Here is an 18,050-nt window from a genome sequence, read left to right on the forward strand (position 1 = left end):
CGATGACGACATCTGAGACCGCCCGCGAGATCACGGGCTCGACGGCGGCCGAGATCGTCGAGAGCGTCCGCGGCCTCGTCGAGCGGGGACGGCTGGTGCCGGGGGAGCAGCTCCCGTCGGTCCGCTCCCTCGCCGACCGCCTGCGGCTCAACCGGAACACCGTGGTCTCCGCCTACCGGCTCCTCGGTCAGGCGGGGCTCGTCGTCACCCGCGGGCGCGCCGGGACGCACGTCGCCGGGCTCGCGTCGGTCCCCGAGGAGGGGTACGCCGCGGACAGCGTGCTGCGCGACGTCGCGACCGGGAACCCCGACCCGACGCTCGTCCCGGGCATCGAGCGGGCGCTCGCCACGCTGTCGAGCCGGCCGGTGATGTATGGGGAGCGCGTGATCGACGCCGGGCTCGAGGGGCTGGCGCGGGAGTGGCTGCTGCCCGACGTCGGGGCCGAGGGCGAGGCCCGGCTGACCGTCACGGGCGGGGCGTTCGACGCCGTCGAGCGGCTGCTCGCGCAGGCGCTGACGAGGGACGACGCCGTCGCGCTCGAGGACCCGTGCTTCCTCGCCACGCTGCGGACCGTGCGGCTGGCCGGCTACCGCCCCGTCCCGGTCCCGATGGACGCCGAGGGGATGACCGTCGAGGGGCTGCGGGCCGCGCTCGAGCAGGGCGTGCGCGCGGTGGTCTGCACGCCGCGGGCGCAGAACCCGACGGGCGCGAGCCTGAGCGAGGCGCGGGCGGCCGAGCTGCGGGCGCTGCTGGTGGACCACCCCTACGTGCTCGTCATCGAGGACGACCACTTCTCCAGGCTCTCGCGCCGCCCTTTCCGCACGATCGTAAGGCCGGACCACCGGCGGTGGGCACTCGTCCGGTCGGTGTCCAAGTTTCTCGGCCCGGACATGTCGCTCGCCATCACCGCCACCGATCCGGGCACGGCCGAGCGGCTCGCCCTGCGCCTGAGCCCGGGCACCACGTGGGTGAGCCACGTCCTCCAGAGGCTCGCGCACGCGCTCCTCACGGATGCGGACGCGTTGGCCACCATCGAGCGGGCGGCGGCGCACTACGGGGCGCGGAACGCGGCGTTCGCGGGGCTGCTCGCCGAGCGCGGCATCGACGTGCCGGGCTCCGACGGGCTCAGCCTGTGGGTGCCGGTGGCCGCGCCCGCCCGGGAGGTCGCCGAGCGCCTCATGCGGCGCGGCTGGCTCGCCCGCCCAGGGGGCGAGTTCGCGATCGACGACGCCGAGGGGTCGCGGCACCTCCGCCTCACGGTCCACCACCTCGACGACGACGCCGCGCACCGCCTGGCGGACGACCTCGCGGCGGCGTCCTCGGCCTGACGAGGGGCAGACCCTGGCGGCCTCGCTAGAGCCAGGTCCGCGTAATCCTCGAGCATCTGCTCGGCGCGCCGCAGTGAGCCGGGCTCTGGGTTGTGCCGTCAGCAGGAGCCCGCGAATCGCAGAGGTCACTTCGTCGTCGATGAACGCCCGGATGTCGCCGTCGGCCTCGGACGCGGCACAGGACCGAGGTCCTGGTGCGGTGACCGCTCCGGGGTGAGACGGTGGACGAGACGCCGGTCGAGTGCCGGGCGCCGGATCGTCGACCGAACGAAGGAGACCACCGTGTCCGAGACCGCACCCACCGTCGACCTCGACTTCAGCCTCGCCGGGAAGGTCGCGCTCGTCACCGGCGGAGCCGCCGGCATCGGATCCGCGATCGTCGACGCCTTCGCAGCGAAGGGCGCCCGGATCGCCGTCCTCGACCTCGACGGCGAGGCCGCCGCCGCGAAGGTCGCCGACCTCGAGGGCGGGCTCGCCGAGGCCTGCGACGTCTCCGACGAGGCGTCGGTGCAGCGGGCCGTCGACGCGGTGATCGCCGAGACCGGGCGCATCGACATCCTCGTCAACAGCGCGGGGATCGCCCTCCTCGGCCCGGCGGAGGAGCTCCCCGCGGCCGACTTCCGGAAGACGATCGACATCAACCTCACGGGCTCGTTCCTCGTGGCCCAGGCCGTGGCCCGGCACATGCTGCCCGCCGGTCAGGGCCGAGTCATCAACATGGCCTCCCAGGGAGGGAGTGTTGCCCTCGACCAGCACGTGGCCTACGGCGCCTCGAAGTTCGGCGTCATCGGCCTGACGCGGAACCTCGCCAACGAGTGGGGCGGCCGCGGCGTCACGGTCAACACGATCTCGCCGACCGTCGTCCTCACGGACATGGGCCGCAAGGCGTGGGCCGGCCCGAAGGGCGACGCGCACAAGGCCGAGATCCCGATCGGCCGCTTCGCCTACCCCGAGGAGATCGCGGCGACCGCCGTGTTCCTCGCCTCCGATGCTGCGGCGATGATCAACGGCGCCGACCTCGTGGTCGACGGCGGATTCACCATCCGCTGACCGCTCGGCGGCGACTACCGCGCGGGTCGGTCGGTGCGGTGGTCGTCGTCGGGCCCTGCGTCTCGATCGCGAGCCGCCCGCCAGCGCTCCCGCAGCGCGTGCGCGGCCGCCTTGGGGCGCCGGTCGCGGGTGAACGCGCCCTTCTTGTTGCCGCCCACCCGCATGACCCCGGCCTCGGTCGCGAAGTCGGCGAAGTTCCACACGTGCTCGCCGATGACGGCGTCGATCGAGTCGAGCACCCGGTGGTTCATCTCGAGGTACTCGACCTGGTACTCCTCGCTCCACGGCTCGGCCGGGTCGGAGTGGAGCCCGGCCAGGGTGTCGGCGCCGTACTCGGTGATGATGATCGGCTTGCGGTCGGTCGCCCACGCCTGGAGTTCCTCGGTCCAGGCTCGCTCGGCGGCGGCGAGCTCCCCGGTGTGGACGTACCAGCCGTAGTAGCGGTTGAGCATGAGGACGTCGGCGAACTGCGAGACCCGGCACGTCCCGTGCGGGGCGAGCATGACGTTGACGAACCCGACCGGGCGCGTGGCGTCGAGCTCGCGGGTGAGCGCGAACAGCGGCCGGAAGTACGCCTCGGCGGCCTCCGTGTCCGACTCCGGCTCGTTGGCGATCGACCACAGCACCACGCTCGGGTGGTTCTTGTCCCGGTGGACGAGCTCGCGGATCGCCTGGGCGTGGACCTCGCGGCTCTCGTCGTTGATCGTCTCCGGCGAGAAGGTCGTGTACCCCTGCGCGCCGAAGATCCCGCCGCCCAGTCCCAAGTTCTGCCCGACGGCGGCCACCTCGTCGATGACCACCAGCCCGTGCCGGTCGGCGTGGTCGAGGACGTCCTGGGAGTAGGGATAGTGCGACGTTCGGATGGAGTTGGCGCCGATCCAGTGCAGGAGCTCGGTGTCGTGGACGAGGTGGGCGTCGGAGTGCCCCTTGCCGATGATGTCGTGGTCCTCGTGCATACCGAAGCCACGGAAGTAGAACGGCTCGCCGTTGATGAGGAGCTCGGTGCCGCGCACCTCGACCGTGCGGACGCCGACGCTCTGGTGATAGCTGTCGAGCACCTCCTCGCCGTCGACGAGCCGGACCTCGAGGTCGTAGAGGTAGCCGTCCCCGGGTGCCCAGCGGTGGACGTCCGGGACGGTGAGCGTGCCGGCGGCGCCGCCCGGGCCGGCCTCGGCGTCGTCCTCCGCGACGACCCGACCGTCGGCGTCCCGCAGGATGACCGCGACCGTCTCCGTGGCCTGCGAGGACGCCTCGACCAGCCAGTCGATCGTCCCGGTGGTGCCGTCGAGGCCGGGGACGACGGTGATGTCGGTGAGGTGGTCGCGCGGCGTCGAGTGGAGCCAGACCGAGCGGTGCAGCCCGGCGTAGTTGAAGAAGTCGTGCCAGTAGGTCTGGCGGCGCCCGTCCTCGGTGTCATCGACGACGCCCGGCGGGATCGACCGGAAGGTCAGCGTGTTGTCGACGACGACGGTGACGCGGACGGTCTCCCCGGGGCGTACGTGGTCGGTGACGTCGACCTCGAACGGCGTGTAGCCGCCCTCGTGGGAGACCACCTCGGTCTCGCCCACCCACACGGTGGCGCGGTGCGTCACAGACTCGAGGTGGAGGACGATCCGTTCGCCGGCCCAGCCCCGCGGGACACGGACCGTGCGCTGGTACCAGGCCTCGCCCACGTGCTCCCGGACCGCACGGTCGGGGACGAGGTCGTTGTAGCTCGCGGGCACGGCCATGTCCCGGGCGCCGGGGAGCCGTCCGGCGAACCAGCGGTCGGTGCGACCGCGGCCGTCGGGGTCGAGGGCGAAGTCCCAGATCCCGTCGAGCGGACGGCGGTCGCGGGTGGCGGTCTCCTGCGGTCGCATGGTCATCGTCGTGCCCACTTCGTCGGCAAGTGTCTCCACGCTGCCACCAGGCGGTCCGGGCCACAACGCGACGCGGACCTACGATGACGCGGTGACGAGCAGCGATGCCGGGCGACGACGGGGGCGACGACGCCCGAGGCGATGGCGCCGGATCACGCTCGTCGTCGCACTCGTCCTGGTCGTCGGCGTGACCGCGGGGATCCTGTGGCGACTACCCCCACCGGCGACCGACCTCGCCGATCCGCCCACGGGCGACCTCGATGCCGGGGACGGGGGGACGTGGGAGGTCGGGGGGTTCGACGTCGTCGTGGGGGACTCGCTCACGGTCACGCACGACGACGCCGACGGCCCGGTCTGGGAGACCGCGCCCGGGGACGCGTTCCTCACCGCGGCGGCTGGGGAGACGACCTACCGGGACGACGTCGGACTGCTGCGGATCGACGACGAGCACGACGCGACGTGGGCGGCGCAGACGATCGATTCCGTCGAGCCCGACGGCGACACCCTGCGGCTGACCGGGACCCTGACCGGGGACGACGGCGATCTCGGCCCGGTCGGCTGGGAGATGGCGCTGAGCGAGGGGGCGCCCGGGCGGCTCGACGTCGACGTGCGGATCGCTGCGGAGGGGGCCGCTGGGGAGTCCGGCGACGGCGAGGCGGACGGCCGCGCGCCGAACCGGCTCTACCTCTCCTCCGTGCTGGCCGAGGACGAGAGCGTGCATGGGCTCGGCGCGCAGAGCGGCGACTTCGACCTGCGCGGCCGGCGGGTGCCGATCGTCTCTCGCGAGCAGGGAGTCGGGCGCGGGAACCAGCCGCTGTCGTTCGCCGTTGACCTGGCGGAGGCCGCCGCGGGCGGGCAGGACACGACCTACCTGGTCAGCGGCGTCAACGTGACGAGCGAGGCGCGCAGCCTCGCCTACCGGGGCGAGCGGATCGCGAGCGTCGACCTCACTGGTGAGGGTCTCGTGTGGGAGGTCTGGGCGGACGAGGCGTCGTTCTCGCTCGCTGCCGCGGGGACGCCGCTCGAGGCGGTCGAGATCCAGTCGGGCTGGGCGGGGGCGGCCGACCCGCCGCCGAGCTGGACGCAGGAGGGCGCGATCGTCGGGCTCCAGGGCGGGACCGACGAGGTGCGCGCCGAGCTCGAGACGCTGCGGAACGCGGGCGTGCCGGTCGCCGCGGTGTGGCTGCAGGACTGGACGGGGCGGCGCGTGACCTCGTTCGGCGACCGTCTCCAGTGGAACTGGGTGCTCGACGAGGAGCGCTATCCCGGGTGGGACGAGCTCGTCGCGGAGCTGGAGGCCGAGGGGATCCGGGTACTCACGTACACGAACGCGTTCGTCACGGCGGACAGCGGGGCGGCCGCGGCCGAGCGGGGCGGGCGCGACCTGCACGCCGAGGCCGCCGAGCTCGGGCACCTCGTCCTCGACCCCGCGGGCGAGGTGTACGAGCTCGACCAGCAGGGGTTCGACGCGGCGATGGTCGACCTCACCAGCGAGGACGCCCGGGAGTGGTTCGCCCGCGTGATCGCCGACGAGGTGGCCGACGCGGGCGCGAGCGGGTGGATGGCCGACTTCGCCGAGGGGCCGCCGCCGGACGCCGTGCTCGACGCCGGGTCCGGCGAGCAGTGGCGCGCCGCCTGGCCCGTGCTCTGGCAGGAGGTCAACGCCCGGGCACTCGAGCTTGCCGGGCTCGAGTCCGAGGGGCTCGTGTGGCACCGCAGCGGGCACTCGGCGTCCGCCGGGGCCGCGGACGCGCTGTGGCTCGGGGACCAGATGCAGGACTGGTCGGCGGAGGACGGGCTGGCCTCGGTCCCGGCGATGCTGCAGGCGACCGCGGCGAGCGGGATGGCGCAGATGCATTCCGACGTCGGCGGGTACACCTCCCTCGCCCTACCCGTGGTCCCGGACATCGGGCGCGACGACGAGCTGCTCGCCCGATGGGGTGAGCTCTCGGTGCTCGGGCCGGTGCTGAGGACGCACGAGGGCAACCGGCCGGCAGAGGTGGTGCAGGCGGCGGGATCGGCGGAGACTGCCGCGGATCTCGCAGCGTCGGCGCGGCTGTTCGTCGCGCTCGCACCCGAGCGGGCCCGGCTGACGGAGGACGATCCGCTCGGCGCCGCGCAGCACCACCCGTGGATGATCCACGGGGGTGCGGAGCTCCTCGAGGGGGCGGGTGCCGAGATCGCGATGGGGCCCGACGTGCTGCTCACGCCCGTGCTCGAGCCCGGGGCGGAGAGCGTGGAGGCCGTGCTGCCGCCCGGTCGTTGGGTTCATGCGTGGAGCGGGGGCGTGCACGGGGAGGACGACGGCGTGACCGAGGTCGAGGTTGACGCACCGATCGGGCGGCCGGCGCTGTTCGTCCGCGAGGGGACGCAGGTCGCCGACGAGATCACGGCCTTCGTCGCGGACGAGCGGAGCTCTTCCTGACGGGTGCCGTTCGTCGTCGGGCGTGGGGTTGTGGTGTCGGGTGTGCACCAGCCGCAATCTCGACGGTCACCAACCGCAATCTCGACGAACGGGTGGTGGGTCTCCCTACGCGGGGGTGGGGCGCGGGCCGAAGACAGCCGTGCCGACGCGGATGATCGTCGCGCCGGCGGCGACGGCCGGCTCGATGTCCCTCGACATCCCCATGCTCAGCTCGAGCGCCCCGAGCCCGCCGACCTCCTGACCGATCCGCTCGCGCAGCTCGGCGAGCTCGGTGTAGGAGGCCCGCACGAGTCCGGCGTCGGGGCTGTTGGCGCCGATCGTCATGAGACCGGTCAGCCGGAGGTTCTCGCACTGGCCGACGTAGGCGGCGAGGTCGACGGCGGACGCGGGCTCGACCCCGTGCTTCGTCGGCTCGCGCGAGGTGTTGACCTGGATCATCACGTCGAGCAGACGCTGCTCGGCCCGCGGCCCGATCCCGTCCCCGGCGTCGAGGCGGCGCCCGACTGCCTCGTCGATCTTGCGCGCGCGTCGGGGCGACTCCACGGACTGCACGCACGTGGTCCACGGCAGCGCCGCGTTGATCTTGTTCGACTGCAGGTGCCCGATGAGATGCATCTCGTGGCTGTGGACCTCGGGGGCGGCGAGCTCCGGCCCGGACGCGACGAGCTCGTCGACCCGGTTGTGGCCGAGGATCGTGGCGCCCGCGTCGAGCACGGCGAGCATGTCGGCGATCGCCTGCGTCTTGACCGCGACGAGCACGCGGACCTCGCGCTGGTCGCGGCCGGCGGCATCCGCGGCGGCGACCACGCGGTCGCGCACGGTGCGCATCCGCGCGAGGAGGTCGGACTCGGTCATCGGGGCACCTTATCGCTGCGGGGGAGTCGCGTCGGAGATGCCTCCGACGCCGGACGACCGGTCCGTGAGCTCGCGTGCTCGGTCCCCGGCACCGGTCGGTACGCCGGAGCGCGGGACCGTCCGACGTCGGGCTGTGACACGGGTACCCGCGGGCGCGGTAGCGTCATGGAACGGCATGCCATGTGCCGACGAACCGGACACCTCCGACGGAGACGACGTGGTCAGCAGCACCCCCTCGGGCGACGGGCCCGCGCCCTCACCCGCACTCTCGACCGGGACGACGACGACCGGGACGACGACGACCGGGACGACGACGACCGGGACGACGACGACCGGGACGACGATGACCCGGGCGGCGCTCGCCGACGGCCGCGAGCTCATCTACTTCGACGCGCCCGGTGCTCCTCCGCGCGTGCCGAGCCCCGACCCGCGCACCCTCGCCCCCCGGCCCGCGACACCCCGGCTCCGGCGCGACCCGCTGACGGGGGACTGGGTGACCGTCGCGAGCGCGCGGCAGAACCGCGCCTTCCTGCCGCCGGCCGAGTTCGACCCGCTCGCGCCGCAGACGCCCACCAACCCCAGCGAGATCCCGGACGACTACGAGGTGGCGGTGTTCGAGAACCGCTCGCCGTCGTTCGGACCGGGGCTCGGCGAGCCGGCGAAGACCGGCGGCCTCGAGCAGGTGCGGGACGCGGTCGGCCGGTGCGAGGTCGTCTGCTTCAGCCCCGACCGCACGGGCTCGTTCGCCACGCAGACGGAGCGGCGGGCCCGCACGATCATCGACGCGTGGGCGCAGCGCACGGCGGAGCTGAGCGCGATGGACGGCGTCGAGCAGGTGGTCGTGTTCGAGAACCGCGGCGTCGAGATCGGTGTGACCCTGCACCACCCGCACGGCCAGATCTACGCCTACCCCTACGTCACCCCGCGCACGCGGGCACTGCTCGACCAGGTGCGCGCCCACGGCGGGGGCCTCCAGGGCGACGTGCTCGCGAGCGAGCTCGCCGGCCCTCGCGTGGTGGCGCAGACCGATCGGTGGGTCGCCTACGTGCCCTTCGCGGCCCGCTGGCCGATCGAGCTGCACGTGCAGCCGAGACGTCGTATCCCCGACCTCGCCGCCATCGACGACGACGAGCGCACCGAGCTCGCGGGACTGTCGTTGCGCCTGCTGCGGGCGGTCGACGCCCTCTACGGCACCCCGACGCCGTACATCGCCGCGTGGCACCAGGCGCCCGTGCGCGAGGGGCGCGACGACGTCCGGCTGACCTGGCAGATCACCTCTCCGCGGCGCGCCGTGGATCGGCTGAAGTACCTCGCGGGTTCCGAGGCCGCGATGGGCGCCTGGGTTGCCGACATCGTGCCCGAGGCCGGCGCGGAGCGGCTGCGGGAGGCGCTCGCACGGGTCGACGCGGACGCGGCTCGGTTCGATGCCGACGAGGCCGCGCGCGACGGGGACGGCTCGGATGAGTGACGGCACGGGCGCCACAGGGTCGAGCTCCACTGGATTGAGCGCCACCGGGCTGCGCGACGCCTTCGCCGCCACGTTCGGGCACGCACCGACGGGCGTCTGGTCGGCCCCCGGGCGCGTCAACCTCGTCGGCGAGCACACCGACTACAACGGCGGCGCGAGCCTGCCGTTCGCCATCGACCGTCGGGCCCGGGTCGCCGTTGCCCTGCGCGAGGACGGGGTGGTGCGCGCCGGCACGAGCTTCTCCCCGGACTCCGTCACGTTCGATCTCGGCGGGCTCGCGAGCGGGTCGGAGCGCCCGACGGGCTGGGGCGCCTACGCCCTTGGCGTCGTCTGGGCGCTCGGGGAGGTCCGACCGCTCGACGGCCTGTCCGGGTTCGACGCGTGGATCGACTCGACCGTCCCTGTCGGTGTGGGGGTGTCGTCGTCGGCCGCGGTCGAGGCCGCGATGTGCGTGGCCCTCGACGAGCTGTGGGGCCTCGGCCTCGACCGGCAGACGATGGTGCGGGTGTGCCAGCGCGCGGAGAACGTGGTGGCCGGGGCGCCGACCGGCACGCTCGACCAGTCTGCCGCGCTGCTCACCCGGCCCGGGGCCGGCATCCTCCTCGACTTCGGCCGCGGCACCGTGTCCCAGGTCCCGCTCGACCTCGACGACGCTGGGCTCGCGATCCTCGTCGTCGACTCCACCGTGCGCCACGACCACGCCACCAGTGGCTACGGAACGCGGCGGGCCGAGTGCGAGCGGGCGGCCCGGATCGCCGGGGTGGAGCACCTGGCCGAGGTCGCGCCGGGTGAGGTGGCCGGTTGGTCGGGGCGGATGCCCGACGTCGAGCTGCGCCGGATGCGGCACGTCGTGACCGACACCGCCCGGTGCCACGAGGTCGCGCGCCTCCTCGCGGCGGGTGAGCCGCGCGCGGTCGGGCCGGTGCTCACCGAGGCGCACGCGTCCCTGCGGGACGACTTCGAGGTCTCGGTGCCGGCGATCGACGCCGCCGTCGACGCCGCGGTGGCCGCCGGCGCGCACGGCGCCCGGCTCACCGGGGGAGGGTTCGGCGGGGCGTCGATCGCGCTCGTCGACGCCGCCGACGCCGAACGCATCGCCGCCGAGGTCACCGACGCGGTGGAGGGCGCCGGCTTCCCGCGGCCCGACATCTTCCCCGTCCTGCCGAGCGGGGGCGCTCGCCGGGACGACGACGAACGACCGGGCTGATCCGGCGCTCCCGTCGTGCCGGTCCGGGATCGGCGTCCCCGGCCGGCCCCGACGCGCGAGACCGTCAGCCGATCGCGCCGCCGACGAGCGAGCCGATGCCGTAGGTGACGAGCATGGCGATCAGTCCGCCCGCGATCGTTCGGACGGTCGCGCGACCCTGCGCGGCCTCGCCGAGGCGGGAGGAGACGAGCCCGGTGAGGGCGAGCGCCACGACGACGGCGAGCATCGTCGCCGGCACCCGCAGCGACACCGGGGTCAGGAGCATCGCGGCGAGCGGGACGAGGCCGCCGAGCGTGAACGCCACGAGCGAGGCCACGGCGGCCTGCCACGGGCTGACGAGCTGCTCCTCGTCCATGCCGAGCCGGACGTTGAGGTGGGCGTCGACGGCGTCGTGCGCGGTCATCGCGTCGGCCACCTGGCCGGACAGCTCGGCCGGGACGCCGGTGTGCTCGAGCGACCCCATGAGCGCGAGGCGCTCGCGCTCGGGGTCCGTGGCGAGCCCGGAGCGGATGCGCGCGATCATCGACCGCTCCGTGTCGCGCTGGGTGGAGACCGAGACGTATTCGCCGGCGGCCATCGACAGGGCGCCGGCCACCAGCGCGGCCACGCCCGCGATGGCGAGCGCGGTGACCGACGAGCTGGCTCCCGCGACCCCGACGACGAGGCCGGCCACGGAGACGATGCCGTCGTTCGCGCCGAGCACCCCGGCGCGAAGCTGGTTGAGGCGCGCGCTCGACCCCACGCGCTCGTCGTGGGCGCTCGCGGCGGCCAGGGCGTGCTCGGAGGGGGCGTCCGGCGAGGCGCCTTTCGACGTCGGGACGTCAGGTTTCGGACGGATGGTGCCGCTCGGGGCGGGGTCGAGGAAGAGGGTCATGACACTGACCGTACGCCGCGCCCAGGTGCTTGTCACCGTTGGAAAGGCTGGCCTCACGTGCCGACCTGGGTGTGCGTCGTTCGTCGTCGGGCGATGGGTTGGTGAGCCTTACCTCACAACGTCAAGAGAGGGTGAGGCGAGCCTCACCTCACGCGTGCCAGTCGGTCCCGCTCTCGTCGAGAGTGCGGTTGGTGCTCACCGAGATTGCGGTTCGTCGGACGGGACTACTCGTCGAGCAGCCAGTGGTTGCGCATCCCGAGGGCCCGTTCGAGCGCGGCGACGACGCCGGCGACCATGAGCGCCACGTTCGCCCAGCTCGGCAGGGACACCGGGGAGGTGAAGTCGAACCACCCGGTCCAGCCGGACACGAGCTGCACGAGCTGGGGGAGCTCGAGGAGCAGGGCGAGGACGAGGATCGTCCACGAGGCCGCCGCGAGGATCCGGCTGGCCGTCGGGCGCTCGCGCTCGAGGTCGGCCCGCCATCGTTCGCCCGTCCCGGGGCGCGGCTCGAGCTGGATCTCCTGCCCCACGGCGTCGACGAGGTGCGCGCGCGAGAGGCCGTACGTGCTCCACGCGACCTCGATCCGATGCCCGTGCGGGAGCTCGAACCGAGACTTGCCGCGCTGGACGCGGTCCTGCACACCGTCGCGGTAGAGGTGGACCTTCTCGGAGAGGTCGAACAGGTCGACGTCGACGTCCCAGGTGGTCCCGCCGAGCGTCGTGCCGAGCTGGGACCGCCAGAGCCACTGCCAGCCGGTCACGGGGCGCAGCTCGCTCTCGTCGCCGGGCGTCTCGCCCTTCGGGCCGTCAGGTGTCACGGAGCCGAGTCAAGCAGGCGGGGAGGGGGCGGGCGTCCGCCGTCCGACCGACGACCGGTGTCATCCCTTCGATCGACCCGACGACGACGAACAGCGCGAATCGTGCCCCGCCCCGTCCATGTCGAGAGTGCGGTTCGCGGGCCTCACCCGCACTCCCGACCAGTCCCGTCATCGAGAGTGCGGTTCGTGCGTATCGAGATCGCGGTGTGTGTCGCACCAACCGCAGTTTCGACGTGCACCAACCGCAATCTCGACGAACGGGGGTCAGGAGGCGGCGGCCACGCGGACGACCGCGAGGATGACGCGACCCGCCTCGTCCGACGCCGCGAGGTCGACCACCCCCGTCAGCGCCCAGTCGAGCTCCTCGTTCTCGTCGACGAGCCGCTGCGTGACGAGCCACCAGCGCCGCTCGCCCGGCTCCGGGGCCGCGTCGACGTCCACGCCCGCGAGCTCGAGGTCGGCGTCGTCGGGGTCGGTCGTCACCGTGACGACCTGGCGGCTGGTCGCGTCGGGCCCGGTCGAGAGCCACTCGTGGGCGTCGTAGAAGTCGTCGAGGACCCGCGTCCAGTCGTCCTCGGTCACCGGTGCGCCCGGCGCCAGGGCCGCCGCCACGCTCCCAACCGCAATCTCGACGGAAGGGTTGCTCCCAACCGCAATCTCGACGGAAGAGGTGGGCCAGCCGGAGCCGGCCACCAGCCGAGCGAGCGCGCCTGGGTTGTCGTTGGCGATCTGCCGGACGTACGCGGTGCTCGCCCGCAGGACCGCCGACCGGAACGCGTGCGTGTTGCGCGTGAGCGCCACGTTGCCGTCGGCGTCGGCCCCCAGCCGCGGCTCCTCGAGCCCCCCGACCGCGTGCGCCGCCGCCTGCGCGTCCCCTGGGTCGACCGTGCCGTCGGCCAGCGCCGACCACTCGTCGAGCAGCGAGGAGTCGACCGACCGCACGAGCGCGCCGAGCCAGTCGACGATCTCGGTCACGGCCTCGGTCCGGTGCGCGTCGGGCACGACCTGGCGCAGGGCCCGGTAGGCGTCGGTGAGGTAGCGCAGCACGACGCCCTCGGAGCGGCCGAGGTCGTAGCGGGAGATCAGCTCGGAGAACGTCGACGCGCTCTCGACCATCTCGCGGACCACGGACTTCGGGGCGAGCTCGAGGTCGGCGACCCACGGGTTGGACTGGCGGTAGGTCGCGAGCGCGGCGGTGAGCATCTCGTCGAGCGGCCGCGGCCACGTGACCTCCTCGAGCGCCTCCATCCGCTGCTCGTACTCCACGCCCTCGGCCTTCATCGCGGCGATCGCCTCGCCGCGGGCGGCGCGCTCCTGCGCGTAGAGGACGGGGCGCGGGTTCTCGAGGGTGGCCTCGACGACGGACACGACGTCGAGGGCGTGCATCTCGTCGTCGACGTCGAGCAGGTCGATCGCGGCCAGCGCGAACGGCGCGAGCGGGGCGGTGAGGGCGAAGTTCTTCGGCAGGTCGAGGGTGAGGCGCACGTAGGGCTCGCCGGGATTCGCGCGCCGCCACTGCGCGTCCGCGTGCTCGACCACGCCGGCGAGCCGCAGCGACCGGTAGATCTCGATCGCCCGGCGCACGTGCATGTTCCGCGGCGAGTCCGGCTCGTGGTTGTCCGTGAGCAGGCGGTACGCGGCGGCGACCGGGTCCCCGGGGCGGGCGAGCAGCGCGAGGATCATCGTGTGGCTGACCTGGAGCTGGCTGGTCAGCCGCTCCGGGGTGGCCTCGACGAGCCGGTCGTGCGTCTTCTCGGTCCAGTTGACCAGGCCCGGCTCGGGCTTCTTGCGCTGGATCCGCTTCTTCTTCGCCTCGTCGTCGCCGGCGCGGGCGAGGAGGCGCGCGTTCTCGATCTCGTGCTCCGGCGCCTGTGTGACGACCTCGCCGAGGGTGTCGAACCCGGCGCGTCCCGCACGCCCCGCGATCTGGTGGAACTCGCGGGCGGTGAGGTGTCGGACCCGTTCGCCGTCGAACTTCGTCAGCGCCGTGAGGACCACGGTGCGGATCGGCACGTTGATGCCCACGCCGAGGGTGTCGGTCCCGCAGATGACGGGAAGCAGGCCGCGCTGGGCGAGGCGCTCGACGAGCCGGCGGTAGCGCGGCAGCATCCCCGCGTGGTGGACGCCGATGCCCTTGCGCAGCAGGCCGGACAGGGTGACACCGAACCCGGGGCCGAAGCGGAAGTCCCCGATGGCCTCGGCCACGGCGTCGCGCTGCTCGCGGGTCGCGATCTTCACCGAGGTGAGCGCCTGGGCGCGGGTGACCGCGTCCTTCTGGGAGAAGTGGACGACGTAGGCGGGAGCCCGGTGCGTGGAGGTCAGCTCGACGAGCAGGTCCTGCAGCTGCTGGACCGACCACGTGAAGGTGAGGGGGACGGGCCGTACGGCGTCGTCGACGAGCTCGACCTCACGGCCGGTGCGCCGCGTGAGGTCCTCGCGCAGCCACGTGACGTCGCCGAGCGTGGCGGACATCAGCAGGAACCGGGCGTGGGGCAGCTCGAGCAGCGGGATCTGCCAGGCACCGCCGCGCTGCGGGTCCGCGTAGTAGTGGAACTCGTCCATGACGACGGTGGCCTCCGACGTCGGACCGTCGGGCCCCTCGCGCAGCGCCGTGTTCGCGAGGATCTCGGCCGTGCAGCAGATGATCGGGGCGTCGGGGTTGATCGAGCTGTCGCCGGTGACCATGCCGACGTTGGCCGCGCCGAACAGGTCGACGAGCTCGAAGAACTTCTCCGAGACGAGCGCCTTGATCGGCGCCGTGTAGACGCCCGGGCGGCCCTGGGCGAGCGCGTGCGTGAGGGCCCCGACGGCGACGAGCGACTTCCCCGAGCCCGTCGGCGTGGCGAGGACGACGTGGGCGTCGGTGGCCAGCGCGACCAGCGCCTCCTCCTGGTGCGGGTACGGCTCACGGCCGGTCGAGGAGACCCAGTCGAGGAAGCCCTCGAGGATCGCGTCGCCGGTGGGCGTGCCGTCGGCCTCGTCCTCGAGGCGGTCGAGGAGCACGTTGAGCGGCGGACCGGCGACCTCGTCCGACGACGGCGCCTCCGGCGCGGGGGCGGCGGGCGTCTCGACGTCGGGCTCGGGGGAGGTGGTCACCGGCCCAGGGTGTCACGCCCCGTCAGCTGCGCCGGCGGGAGACGACGACCGCCCGGCCCGCGAGGCCGACGGCGAGCACCGCGAGCCCGGCCACGAGCGAGGTCCACGGCAGCGTGGCCACCAGCACCACGCACCCGATCAGCCCCACCACCTGCAGCGCCCGCGGGTACCTCCGGTCGTCGCCCGCCTGCGTGAGCGCGGACAGGTTGGCCACCGCGTAGTACACGAGCACGCCGGTCGAGGAGAAGCCGATCATCTCGCGCAGGTCGACGAGCAGGACCGCGACGGCGACGACCGCGCCGATGACCATCTCCACCCGGTGCGGCACCTTGTGGACGGGGTGCACGGCGTCGAGGACCCCGGGCAGGTCGCGGTGCCGGGCCATCGCGAGCGCCGTGCGGGAGACCCCCGCGAGCCCGGCGAGGAGCGCCCCGAGGCAGGCGGCGGCCGCGGCCACGCGGACGAGCCCCTCCGACCACGGGCCGAGGCCGGCTGCCTGGGCGGCGTCGACGAGCGGGGCCGCCGAGTCGGCGAGGTCGCCCGGCCCGAGCGTGCCGAGCAGTGTGAGCGCGACGACCGCGTACAGGAGCACGACGGCGAGGAGCGTGGTGACGATGGCGCGCGGGATCGTCCGGCGCGGGTCGCGGACCTCCTCGCCGAGCGTGGCGATCCGCGCGTACCCCGCGAGCGCGAAGAACAGCAGTCCCGCGGACTGCAGCACGCCGTACGCGCCGCCGGGGGCGTCCCAGCTCCCGAGGGCGGCGCCCGGGTCCGCGCCCCCGCCGGCCCACATCGCCACGAGCACGACGACGAGAAGCGCGAGGACGACCCCCGCGATGACGGCGGCCGCCCGGGCGGTGCGCGTGATGCCGCGGAGGTTGACCGCGGTGAGGGCGAGAACGGCGAGGGCGGCGACCGGCCGCGCCCACCCCGGCGGGACCGCGTACGCGGCGAAGGTCGTGGCCATCGCGGCGGCCGAGGCCGTCTTGCCGATGACGAAGCCCCAGCCGGCCGTGAACCCGGCCCACTCGCCGAGGCGCTCGCGGCCGAAGACGTAGGCCCCGCCCGAGGTGGGGTAGGCGGCGGCGAGCTGCGCCGTCGACGTGGCGTTGCACAGCGCGACGACGACCGCGATCGCGAGGCCCGCGAGGAGCAGGCCGCCGGCCGCTCCAGCCGCGGGGCCGAACGCGGCGAAGACGCCGGCGCCGATCATCGACCCGAGGCCGATCGCGACGGCCCCGGGCAGTCCGAGCCGCCGGTCGAGCGAGCCGGACGGGCCCGGGGGAGCCGACGGCGTGGGGGGTGCGGTCACCCGCGAAGGTTAGGCCGGACCGGTGTCCGCCGGATGAACGGGCGGCGGGGCGAACCGGGACGTGTCCTCGACGTCGGGGCGGCCCGCGGCGGGCGCCCGGGACGGAGCGGGGGCGGCGTACGAGGCGGAGGCGCCGTTCGTCGTCGGCCATGGGTGCGTGCCCGGGCTGGGCGCGACCGGGGAGACTCGCTCCCCGGCGTCCGTTCGGGCGGCCCGGACGGAGGCCCCGTGCATCAGGCGCTCGAGCGGCCCGCGGCCGAGCGTGAGGTACCAGGCGAGGCAGCCGATCGCGAGCCCACCGGCGAGGTAGGCGAGCGGCCGGTTCGACTCCTCGAACGTGGCGAAGGTGTCCGGCCACCAGTCGATGGCGATGACGTGGGCCGAGTACGCGGTGAGCGACATGGTCCCGATCGCGCGGATCGGGAGCAGCGCCAGGTGGACGACGCGTGGCAGGAGGAGGCAGGCCGCGAGGATCGTCAGGGCCACGCCGCCGGAGCCGACCATCTCGACCGGCGACGCCGAGTGGGCCGTGGCCTGGAACAGGTCGAGGGTGCCCGGCCAGACGACGTCCGTGTCGAAGGTGGCCCCCGGGAGCCCGGGAAAGTGCCACGGCTCGCCGCCGCCGGTCGTCGCGTCGCCGGCGCCGGGGGAGGACTCGTCGATCACCGCATCCGGCTGCTCGCCGACCCAGAGGAACTGGCCGGACTGCTGCTCGCCGGGGAAGGGGTCGTCCGCGCTCTCCTCGCCGAACGCCATCGTGCCGACGTTCGCCGCGCGCAACGCCGCCCCGCCGCCGTAGCCGACGCCCGCCGAGAGCAGCCCGGCCCCGAGGAGGATGAGCAGCACCTTCCAGCTGCGCAGGTCGAGCCGCGCGACCCCCATGCCGACGAGGACCAGGCCGAACCAGACGAGGCCGGGGTAGAGGCCGAGCAGGGCGTCGAGGACGGCCCCGTTGACGCCCCAGGAGTCGCTCACCATCCCCGACGCCGTGATGAGCGTGAGCAGGTACGGCTTCGCGATGGCGGCGACGAGCGTCCACACCCCTCCGACGACGAGGAGCCGGCGGGCGCGCCACCGGTGGAACGGCAGCGAGAACATGAACCACACGGCGTAGAAGCCGAGGATGAGCGCGACGAAGGTGTCGAGCATCGCGAGCAGCGCCGTGATCGCGAGCAGGAGGACGGCACGGACGAGGATGCGGGTGCGCGACTGGAGCGCCCGCACGCCCGTGGACGGCGTGCGCCCGCCCGTGAGGATGCCGAGCGAGACGCCGGCGAGGAGGCAGAAGAGGATCGAGCTGCGGCCGTGGGCGAACCCGAGCCAGCCGGACAGGGTCGACAGGTCGTCGGTCGTGTAGCCGACGTGCGCCGTGACCATGCCGAGCACGGCGATGCCGCGCGCGAGGTCGAGGCCGACGAGGCGGCCCGTGCTGCGCGGGGCCGCGGGGCCGGACTCCGTGGTGCGTGCGGCGGTCGCGGCGCTCGCGCCGCTCGTGGCGGGACGGCCGTTGACGTACGGCGAGGCGTTGGTGCTCGGTCCGGCGTTGCCGTACGGCGAGGCGCTGGGGCTCGGTCCGGCGTTGCCGTACGGCGAGGCGCCGGCGTACGGCGAGACGCTGCCGTTCGCGTGGCCCGCGGAGGCCGGTGCGGACATGGGCGCCGCGGGCGTGTGACTCATGCGCGCATCCTGCCGCGCGAGGGCCTGCCCGCACGACCCGCGATCACGCCCGGACCGGGAGAGCGCTCCCCATGTGGGGCT

Annotated in this window: 12 protein-coding genes; 5 read left to right on the forward strand and 7 right to left on the reverse strand. The window is 74.0% G+C overall.

All coding sequences use genetic code 11. The features are described from left to right. Positions 1–2: 2 nt before the first annotated feature. Complete coding sequence (locus tag ACZLMO_RS12960) at positions 3–1,328, forward strand: aminotransferase class I/II-fold pyridoxal phosphate-dependent enzyme (protein ID WP_463653991.1); 1,326 nt, start codon at positions 3–5, stop codon at positions 1,326–1,328. Between the two features lie 282 nt (positions 1,329–1,610). Further along, on the forward strand, positions 1,611–2,378 hold the full coding sequence (locus ACZLMO_RS12965; RefSeq protein WP_463653992.1) for a GolD/DthD family dehydrogenase: 768 nt from the start codon (positions 1,611–1,613) through the stop codon (positions 2,376–2,378). Positions 2,379–2,392: 14 nt separating this feature from the next. Here the strand turns inward: ACZLMO_RS12965 and uidA are convergent, their stop codons facing one another. Next, positions 2,393–4,243 carry a beta-glucuronidase gene (uidA, locus tag ACZLMO_RS12970; protein WP_463653993.1) on the reverse strand — a complete coding sequence of 617 codons (1,851 nt, stop codon included), beginning with the start codon at positions 4,241–4,243 and terminating at the stop codon, positions 2,393–2,395. 85 nt (positions 4,244–4,328) lie between these two features. On the opposite strand from uidA, the gene ACZLMO_RS12975 reads away from it, so the two are divergent. Next, positions 4,329–6,662 carry an alpha-glucosidase gene (locus ACZLMO_RS12975; RefSeq protein WP_425715834.1) on the forward strand — a complete coding sequence of 778 codons (2,334 nt, stop codon included), beginning with the start codon at positions 4,329–4,331 and terminating at the stop codon, positions 6,660–6,662. A gap of 105 nt (positions 6,663–6,767) precedes the next feature. On the opposite strand, the gene ACZLMO_RS12980 is transcribed toward ACZLMO_RS12975, so the two are convergent. Continuing rightward, entirely contained in the window at positions 6,768–7,517 is a 750-nt protein-coding gene (locus tag ACZLMO_RS12980; RefSeq protein WP_463653994.1) for a YggS family pyridoxal phosphate-dependent enzyme, read from the reverse strand. A 343-nt stretch (positions 7,518–7,860) separates the two neighbouring features. Between ACZLMO_RS12980 and galT the strand changes: the two genes are divergently transcribed. Further along, a complete protein-coding gene (gene galT / locus ACZLMO_RS12985) occupies positions 7,861–8,985 on the forward strand; it encodes a galactose-1-phosphate uridylyltransferase (RefSeq protein WP_463654037.1) in 1,125 nt (374 codons plus the stop codon). Continuing rightward, the gene (locus ACZLMO_RS12990; protein WP_425715836.1) at positions 8,978–10,192 is read left to right on the forward strand and encodes a galactokinase; all 1,215 of its coding nucleotides are present in this window, start codon (positions 8,978–8,980) and stop codon (positions 10,190–10,192) included. The genes galT and ACZLMO_RS12990 overlap by 8 nt, the downstream gene beginning before the upstream one ends. Positions 10,193–10,256: 64 nt before the next feature. Here the strand turns inward: ACZLMO_RS12990 and ACZLMO_RS12995 are convergent, their stop codons facing one another. The 5 genes from ACZLMO_RS12995 to ACZLMO_RS13015 all read right to left on the reverse strand — a co-directional run bounded on the left by ACZLMO_RS12995 (position 10,257) and on the right by ACZLMO_RS13015 (position 17,969). Continuing rightward, the gene (locus ACZLMO_RS12995; RefSeq protein ID WP_425715837.1) at positions 10,257–11,066 is read right to left on the reverse strand and encodes a VIT1/CCC1 transporter family protein; all 810 of its coding nucleotides are present in this window, start codon (positions 11,064–11,066) and stop codon (positions 10,257–10,259) included. A 224-nt stretch (positions 11,067–11,290) separates the two neighbouring features. After that, a complete protein-coding gene (locus tag ACZLMO_RS13000; protein ID WP_463653995.1) occupies positions 11,291–11,884 on the reverse strand; it encodes a hypothetical protein in 594 nt (197 codons plus the stop codon). Between the two features lie 264 nt (positions 11,885–12,148). Continuing rightward, positions 12,149–14,980: a DEAD/DEAH box helicase gene (locus ACZLMO_RS13005; RefSeq protein ID WP_463653996.1), complete on the reverse strand. Its 2,832-nt coding sequence runs from the start codon at positions 14,978–14,980 to the stop codon at positions 12,149–12,151. 22 nt (positions 14,981–15,002) lie between these two features. Next, a complete protein-coding gene (locus ACZLMO_RS13010; protein WP_463653997.1) occupies positions 15,003–16,292 on the reverse strand; it encodes an APC family permease in 1,290 nt (429 codons plus the stop codon). Positions 16,293–16,301: 9 nt separating this feature from the next. Beyond that, a complete protein-coding gene (locus tag ACZLMO_RS13015) occupies positions 16,302–17,969 on the reverse strand; it encodes a heparan-alpha-glucosaminide N-acetyltransferase domain-containing protein (protein ID WP_463653998.1) in 1,668 nt (555 codons plus the stop codon). Positions 17,970–18,050 lie beyond the last annotated feature (81 nt).

Source organism: Georgenia sp. G2120 (assembly GCF_055326485.1).